The organism is Streptomyces sp. SID12488 (assembly GCF_010548275.1).
GTDB lineage: Bacteria > Actinomycetota > Actinomycetes > Streptomycetales > Streptomycetaceae > Streptomyces.
Genome location: NZ_JAAGLT010000042.1, coordinates 51,590 through 65,303 on the forward strand (window position 1 = coordinate 51,590; position 13,714 = coordinate 65,303).

9 protein-coding genes are annotated in these 13,714 nt (G+C 73.4%); 3 read left to right on the forward strand and 6 right to left on the reverse strand.

Annotated elements, in window-relative coordinates; translation table 11 throughout:
* Positions 1 to 36 precede the first annotated feature (36 nt).
* Entirely contained in the window at positions 37 to 1,224 is a 1,188-nt protein-coding gene (locus tag G3I56_RS38915) for a S8 family serine peptidase (protein WP_239135364.1), read from the reverse strand.
* Positions 1,225 to 1,319: 95 nt separating this feature from the next.
* Here G3I56_RS38915 and G3I56_RS38920 point away from each other — a divergent pair, with 95 nt between their 5' ends.
* A complete protein-coding gene (locus tag G3I56_RS38920) occupies positions 1,320 to 4,652 on the forward strand; it encodes a right-handed parallel beta-helix repeat-containing protein (RefSeq protein WP_164417635.1) in 3,333 nt (1,110 codons plus the stop codon).
* 82 nt (positions 4,653 to 4,734) lie between these two features.
* On the opposite strand, the gene G3I56_RS38925 is transcribed toward G3I56_RS38920, so the two are convergent.
* From G3I56_RS38925 to G3I56_RS38940, 4 genes are all read right to left on the reverse strand, one after another.
* Entirely contained in the window at positions 4,735 to 6,153 is a 1,419-nt protein-coding gene (locus G3I56_RS38925; RefSeq protein ID WP_164417637.1) for a hypothetical protein, read from the reverse strand.
* Positions 6,154 to 6,231: 78 nt separating this feature from the next.
* Positions 6,232 to 9,099, reverse strand: coding sequence for a hypothetical protein (locus tag G3I56_RS38930; RefSeq protein WP_164417639.1), 2,868 nt, complete (start codon positions 9,097 to 9,099; stop codon positions 6,232 to 6,234).
* Positions 9,096 to 9,710, reverse strand: coding sequence for a type VII secretion system-associated protein (locus G3I56_RS38935; RefSeq protein WP_164417641.1), 615 nt, complete (start codon positions 9,708 to 9,710; stop codon positions 9,096 to 9,098). The genes G3I56_RS38930 and G3I56_RS38935 overlap by 4 nt, the downstream gene beginning before the upstream one ends.
* Before the next feature lie 109 nt (positions 9,711 to 9,819).
* Positions 9,820 to 10,884 carry a sugar-binding domain-containing protein gene (locus G3I56_RS38940; protein ID WP_164417643.1) on the reverse strand — a complete coding sequence of 355 codons (1,065 nt, stop codon included), beginning with the start codon at positions 10,882 to 10,884 and terminating at the stop codon, positions 9,820 to 9,822.
* A gap of 520 nt (positions 10,885 to 11,404) precedes the next feature.
* On the opposite strand from G3I56_RS38940, the gene G3I56_RS38945 reads away from it, so the two are divergent.
* Complete coding sequence (locus G3I56_RS38945) at positions 11,405 to 11,728, forward strand: hypothetical protein (RefSeq protein WP_164417645.1); 324 nt, start codon at positions 11,405 to 11,407, stop codon at positions 11,726 to 11,728.
* The gene (locus tag G3I56_RS38950; RefSeq protein ID WP_164417647.1) at positions 11,725 to 12,015 is read left to right on the forward strand and encodes a hypothetical protein; all 291 of its coding nucleotides are present in this window, start codon (positions 11,725 to 11,727) and stop codon (positions 12,013 to 12,015) included. Before G3I56_RS38945 ends, G3I56_RS38950 begins: the two co-directional genes overlap by 4 nt.
* Before the next feature lie 75 nt (positions 12,016 to 12,090).
* Here G3I56_RS38950 and G3I56_RS38955 read toward each other — a convergent pair.
* Positions 12,091 to 13,714, reverse strand: a 1,624-nt coding sequence (locus G3I56_RS38955; RefSeq protein WP_164417649.1) for a helix-turn-helix transcriptional regulator, incomplete at its 5' end; no start/stop codon positions are given.

The window sequence follows — 13,714 nt, forward strand, 5'->3', positions numbered from 1 at the left end:
CTTCTGCCCGGCTGTCGGGTCCCCGCCACCGGTCCGCTAGGGCTGACGGCCCGGCGGCAGCCAGTTCCTGGCACGGCCTCGGGGCAGTACCGCGGCCAGGGCCGCGACCAGCAGCGCCACCGCGAGTCCCGCACCCGCGATCGCCAGGGCCCGGTTCCGGGGACCGGCGTCCGCGGGTTCCGGGAAGTGTGCGGGGGCCTGCTGCCCGGCGGCCACCTCACCCTCCTCCGGTACGACCGACAGCGCGGCGTAGGGGTCGAGCCGAGGGGTGTCCGACGGATAGCTGGTCGCGAGCAGTCGCGCGGAGACCTCCGCGGCGCTCATCCCGGGGTGGTACGCCCGGACGAGTGCCGCCGCGCCCGCGGTGACGGCCGCCGCCAGCGAGGCGCCGGAGCCGATGTAGTGGCCGGAGCCCTTCGGCCCGACGCTGACCATGGAGCTGCCGGGCGCCGACAGGTCCGGCTCGTAGGCGGGCGGAGCGTGCTGCTGCCGGACGCCGCTCGGCCCGAAGTCCACGACGGCCAGCACACCGGGCGCGGCGGCCGGCCAGTACGGCCCCTCCGGCATCGCCCCGTCCGGCCCGAGTTCCTCCTTGGGCACGGAGTCCGGAGCCGCGGGGGCGACCACGAGCGCGTCGTGCCCCGCCGCGTAGGCCACGGCGTCGGTGAGCTCCGCCTTTCCGGTGTCCAGGGCGTGACCGACGTAGATGACCCGCGCGCCCCGGTCCGCCGCCGTACGGATTCCGAGGGCGACGCGCTGCACCGAGGGCACACCTCGGTCGTCGGTCCCCCGCAGGGCGACGATCCTGGCCTCCGGGGCCACGCCGGTGATACCACTGCCCGTCTCCGGGGCGGCCGCGATGAGACCGGCGGCGAAGGTGCCGTGTCCCACACAGTCCTCGTCGGCCCCGCCGAGGGCCGTCACCCGCCCGGACAGGCTGGGTACGCCGGTGGAGACACCGGTGTCGACCACCGCGACCGTCACCCCGGCCCCCCGGGAGATCCGCTGGGCCCGCGACAGCCCGAGGGTGATCTGGGACCACGCCGCGGCGGTGGCGGTCTCCTTCGAAGCCGCGGTGCACGGACTGTCCGCACCGAGCCGCAGCGGCAGTGGCGGCAGCAGCGTGACGCCCGGACCGTCGGCCGCCTCCGCGACGGCGGGCACGCAGATGAACGGCAGGACCACGGCGGCAGCCAGCACGGGACGCACAAACCTGTATTTCATGATGCTTCGCATCATACATCTGTTATGCGCATGACATACTCCAATTGCGCACAGACCAGGGCAAAAACTCAGAAAAACGAGGAGGTTCGAGGCGCGTGGCACGGCAAATACTCACGGTCTGCCCGGAACGGACGGACACCTTCCAGACGATCGGTGAGGCACTGGCCCAGGCGCGCACCGGGGCGGTGATCCGGGTACGCCCCGGGCGCTACGCCGAGAACCTCGTGATCAGGAACCGGGTCACGATCGTCGCCGAGGGCGAGCGCGGAGCTGTCGAGATCTCCCCCCGCGCCGGCACCGCCGTCAGCCTCATGGCCGACGCCGTCATGCTCAGCGGTCTGACCCTGCGCGGACGGGACAAGGAACTGGCGGTCGTGGACGTACCGGCCGGCCAGGCCGCCCTCGACGGTTGCTCCGTGACCGGCTCGGGGTGGACGGCCCTGCTGGTGCGCGGCACGGGCTCGCTGGCCGCCCGCGGCTGCGAGATCAGCAACCCGGGCGGCGCCGGGATCGTCGACTCCTCGGACGCCGAGAGCGTCATCGAGGACTGCGTGTTCCAGAACTTCGGCACCTCCGCGGTGGTCATCGGCGAGACCGCCCGTCCCCTGATCCGCGACTGCCGGATCCGCGGCGCGCGCGCCAACGGCGTCCTCGCCAGCGGTGAGGCCAGGGGCACCGTGGAGGGCTGCGACATCTCCGGCACCGACAAGCCCGCCATCGCCCTGGAGGGCCACAGCTCGACCCGGGTCGTACGGTCCACCGTCCACCACACCTCGGTGGGCCTGCTCGTGACCAGCGTCTCCCGCCCGGAGATCGAGGACACCACGTTCGAGTCCATCACCCAGAGCGCCATCGTCATCTCCGGCGGGGCCGACCCGCTACTGCGCCGCTGTGTCACCCGGCGCACCAAGCACAGCGGACTGCTCGTCCTCGACCGCTCGCGCGGAACCCTGGAGGGATGCGAGTTCCACAGCTCGGCGCAGCCCGCCGTCCGGGTCGTCGAGGGCAGTGCCCCGCTGCTGCGGGACACGGTCGTCAGCGACTGCGCCGACGCCTCGGGGGCGGTGCTCCTGGCGGACGACTCCACCGCCGAGTTCGAACGTCTCGACGTACTGGACGCGGCCGGGGTCGGCATCTCCGTCCGCTCCTCCGCCAACCCGCTGTTGCGCCGCGCCCGGATCACGGGAGCGGGCGGCCACGGCATCGAGTTCGGCGACGACGGCCGCGGGCGCCTGGAGCACTGCGAGATCGAGTCCGCGGGCGGCTGCGCCATGAGCATCGACGACGACGCCGACCCCGAGGTCAGCGACACGGTGATGCGGTCCTCCGCCCGCTCGGGCGTACTCGTCGGCGAGCACGGCCGGGGCACCCTGCGGGACTGCGAGATCAGCGACAGCGCCGACGCGGGCGTGAGCGTCCGGGACGGCGCGGAGACCACGCTGGACCGGGTCAGGGTGAGCGGTTCGAAGGCCCATGGGATCCAGGTGTCGCGCGGCGGGCGGGCCACGCTCACCGGCTGCGAGGTCACCGGCAGCACGGGCGACGGGATACGGGTCGACAGCGACGAGCCCGTCTCCGTCACTCGGTGCGTGGTGCGCGGCAACCGGGGGGCGGGGCTGCGGCAGGGCGGCTCCGGCGACCGGCTCTCGGTGGACTTCCTGACCAGCGCGGACAACGGCGCGCCGGACAGCTGGGGCGAGACGGCCGAGGGCGGGAGCGGAGCACCGGGCGGGCCGGCCGGGAAGGAGCCCGAGCCGGAGGGCCCGCTGGCCGCGCTGGAGTCGCTCGTCGGTCTGGCCAACGTCAAGCACCAGGTGAGCACCCTGGTCAACCTCAACCAGCTGGCGGAACGCCGGCGCCGGCTCGGCATGCCGGTGCCCTCGATGAGCCGGCATCTCATCTTCGCCGGCCCCCCAGGCACCGGTAAGACCACCGTCGCCCGGCTGTACGGGAGCATCCTGGCGGACCTGGGCGTGCTGCGCAGCGGGCATCTGGTCGAGGTCGCCCGGGCCGACCTGGTGGCCCAGATCATCGGCGGTACGGCCATCAAGACCACCGAGGCCTTCACCAGCGCGCTGGGCGGCGTGCTCTTCATCGACGAGGCCTACACCCTCACCCCCGAGGGAGGATCCTCCAACGACTTCGGGCGCGAGGCCGTCGACACCCTGCTGAAACTGATGGAGGACCACCGCGACGACGTGGTCGTGGTCGCGGCCGGATACTCCGAGCAGATGGAGTCGTTCCTGTCCGCCAACCCGGGCCTCGCCTCCCGGTTCACCCGGACCATCGAGTTCGGCAACTACGCCGTGGACGAACTCGTCACCATCACCGAGAGCATGTGCGCCCACAACCGGTACGAACTCGGGCCGCTGACCCGGGAGGCACTGGCCGTCCGCTTCGAGGGGATGACCCGTGACGCCTCCTTCGGCAACGGCCGGGCCGCCCGCGGGGTGTTCGAGGAGATGGTGGACCGGCAGTCGTTCCGGCTCGCGTCCATGCCCGACCCCGCCGAGAGCGACCTGAGCCTGCTGCTGCCGCAGGACGTGGGAGACGCGGCGGCGGCAGCCGTGGACGGATCTCCCCAGCAGGCGGACGACGCGGCCGACCCCATGGACGAACTCACGGCCATGGTGGGTCTCGGGGCGGTGAAACACGAGGTCTCCGACCTGGTCAACCTGCTGTCCAACGCCCGGCAGCGGCTGGCGGCGGGCCTGCCCTCGCCCAGGATCAGCAACCATCTGGTCTTCACCGGTCCGCCCGGCACCGGCAAGACCACGGTGGCCCGGCTGTACGCGAGACTTCTGCACTCCCTGGGGGTGCTGCCCCGCGCCACCCTGGTGGAGGTGGCCCGGGCCGACCTGGTGGGCCAGTACGTCGGGCACACCGCGCAGCGCACCAAGGAGGTCTTCACCAGCGCGCTGGGCGGCGTGCTGTTCATCGACGAGGCCTACACCCTCACCCCCGAGGGATCCTCCAACGACTTCGGCCGCGAGGCAGTCGACACCCTGCTGAAACTGATGGAGGACCACCGCGACGAGATCGTGGTCATCGTCGCCGGATACACCGAGGAGATGGAGCGCTTCCTCGCCTCCAACCCGGGACTGACCTCCCGGTTCTCCAAGTTCGTGCAGTTCGAGGACTACAGCACGGAGGAACTGGTGACCATCGTCTCCCGGCACGCCGCCGCGTCCGGTTACGAGTGCGGCACCGACACCCTCGCGACGCTGCGCGCCCATGTGGACGCGATCCCCCGGGACCGCTCGTTCGGCAACGCCCGGCTCGCCCGCCAGTTGCTGGAGTCCATGATGACCAGTCAGGCCCGCCGGCTGGGCGGGGTCCTGACGCCCAGTCTCGACGACCTCACGACGCTGCTCCCCGAGGATCTGCCGCCGGAGAACCGTCCCGCACGGCACCGGACCGCCCTGTGAGACGGCACCGAGCCACCCTGTGAAGCGGAAGCGCCCGCCGGAGAACCGATCCGGCGGGCGCTTTTCGTCTCTCAGGCAGGTGTCACACGGTGAACCGGACGGCTTCGAGCCAGAGGTCCGCGCTCAGGGTGCCGCCGAAGATGTAGTTGTTCTTGGTCTCGGGGGTGTCGCACGCCCTTTCCAGCCATCCACCGTTACGGATGTGCGCGGTCTGGCAGATCGTGCCCTTGGCCCCGTCCACGCTGATGGCGAATCCGCCCATGTTCGGGGCCGAGTCCGAGGCCGTTCCGATGGTCAGGTTGACGCCGACGGCCGCGCCCTTCCAATCCTGCCCCTTCCATCCGGTGCCCTGCATCCACGGACTGGCGTCCACACGGTTGGTGCCGGTCACAGCGATGTTGAGCGCCTTGATGGGCCGGTTCTGCCCCTCCGAGCCCGCTGTGGCGCCGTCGCACTGCGTGCCCTGCCAGCCCATGCCGGTCACATAGGCCCGGTAGCAGACGTGTTTGCCCGGGTTGCGGTCGGCCAGTTGCAGGACCGCGTAGGCCGCGGTGCCGACCGCGGGCCCGGCCGGCTGACGCTGTACCGAGCCGGAGTTGGTGGTCGTCGTGCCGGACGTCTTCTGCGTCGACTTCTTCGGTGCCGACGCCTTCGGTGTCTTCTGCGCCTTCGGGGCGCTGACGACCGGGACGTCGGTCAGGGCCGGCGCCGCGCCCACGGCGTCGTCCGCGCCGACGGGCTTCGCCTTCTCCGTCGCCTTCCCGCTCGGCGTGGCGGAGGCCTTCCCGGTTGCGTCGGCCGTGGGTGAGGCCGGGGCGTACTCGCCCTGCGGCGCGCCCGGTTGGTCGTCCCCGAGGACGGCGTCCGTCGCGGACACCGCGGCCTTGTCCTTCTTCTCGTCGGAGCCGCCCGTGGCCAGGATCAGCACCGGCACCACGAGCAGGATGGAGCCCGCGATGGCAGCGGCGGCGAGCAGCGGCTTCTTGGGATTCCCGGACGGCGGTTCGCCGTCCCCGCGTGCCGCCGCCCCACCGGACGCCCCGAACCCGCCGACCCCGGCCGCGGCCGACGCCACCTGGGTACGCCCGCGTCCCACCGCTTCCGGCTGCGCGGCCGGTGCGGCGGCCGGTGCAGTACTCGCTTCGGCCTCCCCCTCCGCGGTCGTCCCGCTCGTGGTCACGGCCGCCCCGGTGCCTGCCGCTCCGCCCGAGGAGGTGTCCGGTCGTGACGGGGTCTCCCCGCCGCTCTCGCTCTGTCCGTTCCCGCTCTGTCCGCTCTCGCTCTGTCCGCTCTCGCTCTGTCCGCTCTCGCCCCGGGCCGCACCGGCGGCCGGCGGCACGGCGGGCGCCAACGCCTGGCTCGGATCGGCCCCCACGGACCCCAGCGCGAACGCCCTGCGCACGGACGACCTGCCCTCGGCGGCCGACGGATCCGCACTCCCGGCGGCCGGGGTACCCCCCGACGTCCCGTCCGGGGAGGATCGGTTCTGACGATTTGCCATCATTGTCCTTTGGCGTCGTAGGTGAACTGTGATGCGGTCCAGCGGCTGCCCGGGAGTGGTCCCGGAGCGCCCGCCCGGCTATCCGCCATGGCCCACGGGTCCTGTGCAGCGATCCGGCCAGTTCCGCCCCTCGTCCACGGGAAGGTCCTTGGCGATCGCTTCTTCGAGGTGGGCGAGCGCCTTGAGGTCCGCCTGGCCGAACTCCCTTGCCCCGTCCAGGTGTTCCTGGGCGGTCGCGCTGCCGGCCAGCTCACGCAGCAGCACCACAGGGGCTCCCCCGGGCACCGTCCGAACCCCCAGCACCCGGAAACCGGTCCCCGGCACGAAGACGATCTCGTCGAACGCCTCAGGGGATCCGGCCGCCCGGTCGATCAGTTGACGTACCTTGCGCCCGGTGGAGGACCAGATCGCGTAGCGCACACCGGCCCCGGTGGGAAGCGTCGTGGGCCGGGCCAGAGCGCTCAGCGGCCCCGGCTCCGTCAGGAGGGCGCCGACCGCGGGCTCGGGCCCGGTCGCGTCCCCTCCCCGCAACGCCACACCCCGGTAGGACGGCAGTCGCCGCAGAGCGGACGCCAGGCACCCGGCGTAGGGCAGCAGGCGCCCCTCACCCGTGCGGATGTCGCGGATCAGCTCGCGATGGTGCAACGGCCCTTCCTCGGTGGTGAGATAGGCGTGCGCGGCGACGAGGTCGATCCTCGCCGCCTCCAGTTCCAGGCCGCGCAGCGCGGGCATCCGGGTGAGCAGACGCGAGACGGCGGCGGCATGCCGCTCCCAGACAGGCGCGGCGAGATCACGGAACGCCGCCTGTTCGGCCGCTCCGCTGACGTGGCCGGGGCCGAACGGCAGAGGAACGGTCCGCGCCGCGGACGACCGTGACGGCTCCGGAGCCGGTACGTGAGTAGCCGGGCCGGGCCTCTCCGGCTCCGCGACTCCGGCGCGATCGGGCTCCCCACCGGGCACCCCGCCACCGGACGGGCGCGGCGTCGCACCGGCCGACGCCTCGCCGCCGGTCACCGGCTCTCGCGACGGGGGGCCCGCGATCGACGTATCACCGGATACGTTCGCCGACGTGGCCGTGATCGCACGGCCCGCCGACTCGCGCTCGGGTGCCTCGGCCTCCCCTGAACCACCGGGTGACGGACCGTCTGGCGAGGCGGCGGACACCGCCGGCGCCTCGGCGGCAGGACGGCGGCCGGACGGCGTACGTCCGGCGGGGTCCGGAAGTGACCCCGGTTCCCGTGCGACGGGCCGCACCGCGACCGGGGAACTCCCGGTCGGGGCCGTGGTTCCCGGCGGCGCGGACGAGGGCACGTGCCGTACGGGAGGTGCCGTACGCGCCGGAACCGTCCTGTGCTCGCCCGATGCCGTGGCGGACCTCGTGGCCGCGTTCTCCTCGGCGGCCTCCTCCCGCGCGGCGGGCGGTGAGCCCTCCGTGGCCCTGCCGGTGGGTGGCGACACGGCGCCGACCGCCACGGGCGGGCGCGGCCCCGCACCGGCTCCGGGGCGCGCGGGCTCCGGGACGGCGGCCGTGACGTAGCGGATGCCCAGTACCCCGTGTTCGGCCGCCAGCCTGCGCAGTCGGCCCTCCTCGGTGGTGAGCCTGCCGCGCACCAGCAGCGTCGTCCTCGCCCGGGCCCCGGCGTCGAGACCGCCCAGGAGCAGGTCGAGCGCGGGCCACAGCGAGGCGTCCAACTGCTGTCCCGGCACTCCGAGTTCGATGGCACAGGTGTCCGGGTCCACGGCCGGACCCGCGAGCGGAGGGCGGGGACCGCCCTGTTCCCACAGGGCGAGCCCGGCCCGCGTCACCGTGACCTGCCAGCGGTCCGTCAGCCGTACGGTCCCCGGTTCCGTGCCGTCGGTGAGCCAGTCGGGCAGATGGCTCGCGACCAGGCGGGGGGCGGGAGTCCGCCCCAGCGAGTCGATGGGCCCGCAGGCCACGGAGGACACGAAGGGCTGCCAGCTCGGTGTCCCGTCGGTGCCCACCAGGGTCGGCTGCGGGGCCGCTCCGGGCGGCGCGTGGTCGGGGAGCAGCGGCAGACCCGTGAGCACCTCCACCTCGGCGCCCAGCATGTCGGCGACCGACTGGCCGAGGCCCAGCAGGTCACGGCGGCCCCCCGGGGCCAGCCGGACCCGGGACCGCTGCGCCACCGGCAGCGCCGCGAGCACGGCGGCCACCTCGTCGGCCGGCACGTTCTCCGCCCGGAGGGCACCGACCAGCACGGCGGGACGCTCGGAGTCGACGGGCACCGCGAAGCACAGATCGTCGGGGTGGGGCCCGGGGGCATCGGCCGGACGCATCAGCACGCCCGCCGGTATCTGGTCCACCACACAGCCGCCCGCCGTGTGCGAGGGCACCCGGCCCAGCGCTTCCTGCCACCCGGGGGCCGGGGCACGCGGGCCCAGTCTGCGGGGTGCCTCGCCGGGCGCGAAGTGCCACCATCCGCACCCGGGCCGGGAGTCTCCGTACACGAAGAGCACACCGCCGGGGGTGACCAGGACGGTTCCGTCCGGGGCGGTCACCTCCAGCCCCCAGGCATCGGCGATCCTGCGGGCCACGCAGGGCTGGTCCGGACGGTCGTCGCCGGCCCCGGACATGACGAGCCGGATCCGGGTGACGTCCTTCGCACGGAGGGAGTCCAGGAGGGCCCCCAGCCTGGCCCAGTGGCCGGCGTCGGGGCCGCCGTCGCCGGCGGAGCCGACCATCACAGTGACGACGTCCTCGTCGACGCCGACGGCACGGGCCACCTCGGCCAGGGTGGCCATCGGGAAGGAGTCGTCCTCGACCGAGCGCACGAGCAGCACACCGTCGATGTCCTCGACGGGCGGGGCACCGGCGGTCCCCCGGTGTACGGCTCCGCCCGGGTCACCGACCGGATGCCGGGTACCGCCCGGCGCGGCGGGCGGCCTGCCGCCCCGGCGGGAGAAGGGGGACGACCAGCGGCTCACGCGTCCGTCCCCCGTGCCACGGCGTCGTCGGCCACGGTCACCGCGTCGCGTACGGCGTCGAGTTCAAGGGTCATGCTGACCGGGCCGGAGGGGTTGAGACAGAGCGCGTACCCCTCGGGAACCCGCGGCAAAAGGTCGTCGACCTTGACCAGTTCGAAGGCGAAACGGCCGACGGTGTGCAGGAACACCGGCGAGGTGAAGAGCGGGACGACGGGGGTTCCGTCCGGGGTCGCGGCACTCAGCGGGCTGCCGCCGGGTCCGGTGAGAACGGCCACCTCACGGCCGAGCAGCGTCTGCGTCACCGCCTCGCCGGGGCCGTGGCCGGTCGCGGCGAGGCGGCTGGCCCGGTCCACCTCGTCCTCCGGTTCGGGCCAGCCGCGCGCGCCGGGGGACGGCCGGTAGTCGGGGTTGTCCTGCCACTCCTCGACCTCGCCGTCCGGTCCCGACCGCCATCGGCCGGCCGGGGCCCACTCGGGGGGATCCCCTTCGCCGGACCACATCGGATCGACCATCCCCAGCCAGTGGTCCGGGGCGACCCTGGCGGCCTCACCGATCTCGTCGGGAACGGGCGGCAGTTCTCCGACCGTGCCCTCGGCGCCCTGCTGGGTCATCGCTTTCCTCACTCGGTGGATACGTGGCTGGTCGGTCACACGGGACCCGGGACCCGGGCGGCGGACGGAATCCGGCGGGAGCGGGACCGGGAGACGCCGCACGGCGATCTCATGTGGCCGTTTCCACCACGTGGGCGGCCCTCGTCCGGTTCGTGCCGTCCGGGCCGTCGTACCAGAGGAGGCGGCGGGCGGTCGTCGCGTCCGTGACGACACCCGTGAGGAGACCGCTCTTGAGGACGGTACGAATGCCCTCGGCGCTCCGCGGGCCGCCCGAGACGGCGATCAGCTCCGGAAAGGCGCGGAGCCGGGCGGCGCTCACCGCGATCGTGCGAGCGTTCACCGCCGCCGGAATCACGTTGCCGGCCGCGTCGAAGACATGGCCGCACACCTCGGCGCACGCCCCGAGCGCCTCGTACGTAGCGCGTTCCTGCTCGGTGAGGGCGTCATACAACGGCGAGGCCCCGGATTCCCACGCGCCGATGCCGACGACCGCCTTGGTGACCCCGGCGAAACGGTTCAGCGTCTCGGCGATGGCCGGCTGGCTCCGGAGGATCGAGGCCGTCGGCGCGTCCGGCAGGAGGAACGGCGCGTACAGGGGAAAGGCCTGGCCGCCACCGGCCGCGGCGGTACGCCGGACCGCGGTCACCGCGGCGTCGTGCGCCAGGTCCGGTCCGTGCACTCCGGTCAGCTGGACCACCTCGCAGGAAGGCAGCCGGGTGACCGCCTCCCCGAGCGCCTCGGCCGCACGGCTTCCGTCCAGGCCCAGGACGTCCGTCTCCTCGGCGATCTCCGAGACGAGCTGCGCGGCGGCCGTGCCGAGCCAGCGGCCGACTTGACGCGTGTCCCCCGGGAACGGCGTACCGCCCTCGCCCCGGGTCAGGTTGACGACGACCGCGTGCCTCAGCCCGAAGCGCTCGGTCAGGGCCCGCGAGAGCGAGGCGTCGATCTCGGCCGGGACGGTGATGTCGATCCGCACGATGTTCTGGGCGACAGCGGCGTCGAGCAGACGGGCGACTCTGAACCGGCTGATGCCGAACTCCTTGGCGATCTCCACCTTCGACTGGTTCTCGAGGTAGAAGCGTCTGGCCACGGAGGCGGCGAGGAGCTTGTCGACCGGCGCCGAGGAAGGCTGCGCCTCGGTGTCCTGGTCGCTGTCGTTCCGCTGAGCACGCATCAGCCGGTCCGCCGTCCGGCACGGATGCCCGGCGCACTGTCCGCTGTCAACACGTCGCTCCTTCATCAAGGTCTCACGCCACCGCGCGACAACTCCCGCCCCGCGGGCATCGGTTTCGTCGCCACCGCGTCTCCCGGGCGTCGGAGGCAGCGATGGCTCCGTGCCGCGGATGCGGCGCCCCTGCCTGGGTACGCACGGACGCTGGCGTCGGCGCAGGCCGACGTTGCCCGGGCACTGTCACTGCCCGACCTCGATCCCACTCTAGGAACCGTCCTTGGGCCACCACCGCTTCGGCGGACAACACTGCCCGCGAGGACAGCGGATCCTGCCCGCCCGCCCGCACACAGGTGCAAGGTGCTGTACCGGAAGGCAAGGAACAGCCTCCCCCGTTACGCACCGTGAGCCACCACGGCAGAATCGACGGACGGTACGGATGTGATGACGCGGCGCCTCATCCTTACCGGAACGCGGCCCGAAGTCCGCACCGAACCACCGGAATCCGCACCGAGAGGATCTGCCCGTGGCACGGCGGCAAAGGGAACAGGCCGACATCGAGGGGATGAAGGCGTCTCTGCTGCGCTTGGAGAACGTGCTGGGCAGAACCAGGCAGGTGACCACCAGCATGAGAGACCAGGCGAACACGCTGGGGGCCGACTGGACGGGTGCCGCCGCCGGGGACTTCAACGCTGCCCTCAACGCCTGGCTGGACGACTGCGCCACCGTCGAGAGGCAGTTGGAGATCGTCACCGAGAGGCTCAGAAAGAGCACCGGTGAACACGCGCGGGCGCTCACCGGCACCGGCGACGGGGCCGGCGGGCCGACGGAAGGGAAGAGAACGGGATGACCCCGCACCGGGCGAGCCTGGAGCAGATGGCGTTCGTCGCCGGCGAGATGACCGCCCTGACCCGGCAGTTGGCCGGGACACTCCTGTGCCTGGACGACGACGCCAGGCAGCACCTCGCCGGCTGGCCGGACGACGCGAACGAGGCCTACACATGCGCCAAGGCCAGGTGGGACGCCGCGACGGCGGCCATGCAGCAGCAGGCGGCGCGTGCCTCCCGGTCGCTCGGGCCGATCACCGAGTTCCACCTCAGCGGTGAGAAGTACGGCGTCAGCTTCGAGGAGGCGTGACGCCACGGGGCGAGCCGGCCCGGCTCCTCCCCCGGCCTCGATGCCGGTGCACCGCCGAGTGCTGCGGGGCAGCCGTCAGTCCCCGCTGTCTCCGTGCGGCCCGCTGTCCGGCACCAGGCCCCTCCGGGCGAGACCGCCGTCCAGCCAGGCCGCGGCCAGTTCCACCCGGGAGCGGCAGCCGGTCCGCTGGTACAGCCGTGTCAGCCGTTGTTCCACGGTCTTCTCGCTGCACGCCAGCCGGGCAGCGATCTGCCGGTTGGTGGAGCCGTCGCTCACCATGGCGATCACGCGCACGTCCGGCTCGCTGAGGCCTTCCCTGGCCGTACGGCGCCTGGGGAGCGACACGTTCCGCCGCCGCGCCGCCTCGCCGAGCAAGCTGCGGACGGGCGGCCCCATGTCCAGGGCATGCACGCTCCGCGTCGCCTCGGCCAGCCACCGCAGGGGGTCGTCGGCGACGTCCGTCAGACACTGGCAGCAGTCCACACTCAGGGGAAGGTCGACCCGCTGCCGCACCAGCCGGTACGCGGCCAGCGCGCTGTCCGCGTCGCCGTGCACCATCCCTCGCCCCAGGAGCACCGCCTCGTATGTCATGGGCGAGGCGGCCTCCTCGTGCAGTGCCTCCAAGTGCTCCAGAGTCTCCCGCGACGCCTCCCGGTCGTTCCCCCGCACAGTGATCGACAGGATCCGGAGCAGCACCCTGTCGACACCCGCGAGCAGTCCGTCCTCCCGCGCCCGCCGCACGTCGCGCCATGCCTGGGCCAGGGCCTCGTCCGGGTGTCCCGACCAGTACCGGATCCCCAGCCGCACCCGGGCCACCAGCGGGTGGCCGACGGAGTCGGGGATCAGGTCCAGCCACTCGCGGGCGCGTCCGTGCTCCCCGCGCATGAGCTGGATCTCGGCCGCCAGCGCCCGGGCCAGGTGTCCGACACCGGCCGGGCCGTCGGACCGGCCCCGCGTCTCGATCCGGCGGGCCCACGACAGGGCGCTGTCCCAGTTCCCCGTCAGATAGTCGCCCACCAGGGCGTGGTACCGCACGGCCGTGCTCTCTCCCCCTGCGACGTACCGCTCACCGAGTACGGCCTGGAGAGCGCCCGCCAGATCCCCGTACGCGGCGGCGTTCCGCAGCCCGTCCAGGTCCGGCTCGCCGGGAGGGTTCCGCGCCGGCAGCCGCCGGGCCCGCTCGAACCCGCTGCCGCTGCCCACGGCCGCGGCCAGCAGCCGTACCTCCCCGGGCGAGGGGACCGGCATGGAGCCGCACTCGTCGTCGGCCGGCCCCGGCAGAAACGTCATCGGGGTGACCGGACCGATCCCGTACGCTCCGCCGAGCGCCGCCAGCCCGGCGGCAGCGGGCACGTGTTCGAGCGCCGCCCGGTAGCGGGGATCGGCGTCGTCACCGTACGGGGACCGGTGTTCGTGCAGTGCCGACAGGGCCCATGCCCGGGTGGCCCATTCCAGAGCGTCCCGGTCCTCGCCGTACGGCCGGTCGAGGCAGGCGAGCAGCGGCTCCCCGAGCGCGAGTACACCGATGTGGTCGGGGAGCCGCAGGCTCAGGGCGGCGGACTCGCGCAGCGCGCCGGGTGTTCCGGTGTCGTGCGGCGGCAGCCGCCGCGACGCCGGGTGGTCACCGTGGCCGGCCCAGGGCGGTCCGGGCTCGGCGCGGCCCTGGAACTCGGGCGGCGGCACCGCGAGAGGGCCGTCC

Bases quoted from the DNA above. Each gene is read 5' to 3' on its own strand.
- G3I56_RS38915 (WP_239135364.1), bottom strand. From the start codon at position 1,224: ATGAAATACAGGTTTGTGCGTCCCGTGCTGGCTGCCGCCGTGGTCCTG.
- G3I56_RS38925 (WP_164417637.1), bottom strand. From the start codon at position 6,153: ATGGCAAATCGTCAGAACCGATCCTCCCCGGACGGGACGTCGGGGGGT.
- G3I56_RS38935 (WP_164417641.1), bottom strand. From the start codon at position 9,710: ATGACCCAGCAGGGCGCCGAGGGCACGGTCGGAGAACTGCCGCCCGTT.
- G3I56_RS38940 (WP_164417643.1), bottom strand. From the start codon at position 10,884: ATGCGTGCTCAGCGGAACGACAGCGACCAGGACACCGAGGCGCAGCCT.
- G3I56_RS38950 (WP_164417647.1), top strand. From the start codon at position 11,725: ATGACCCCGCACCGGGCGAGCCTGGAGCAGATGGCGTTCGTCGCCGGC.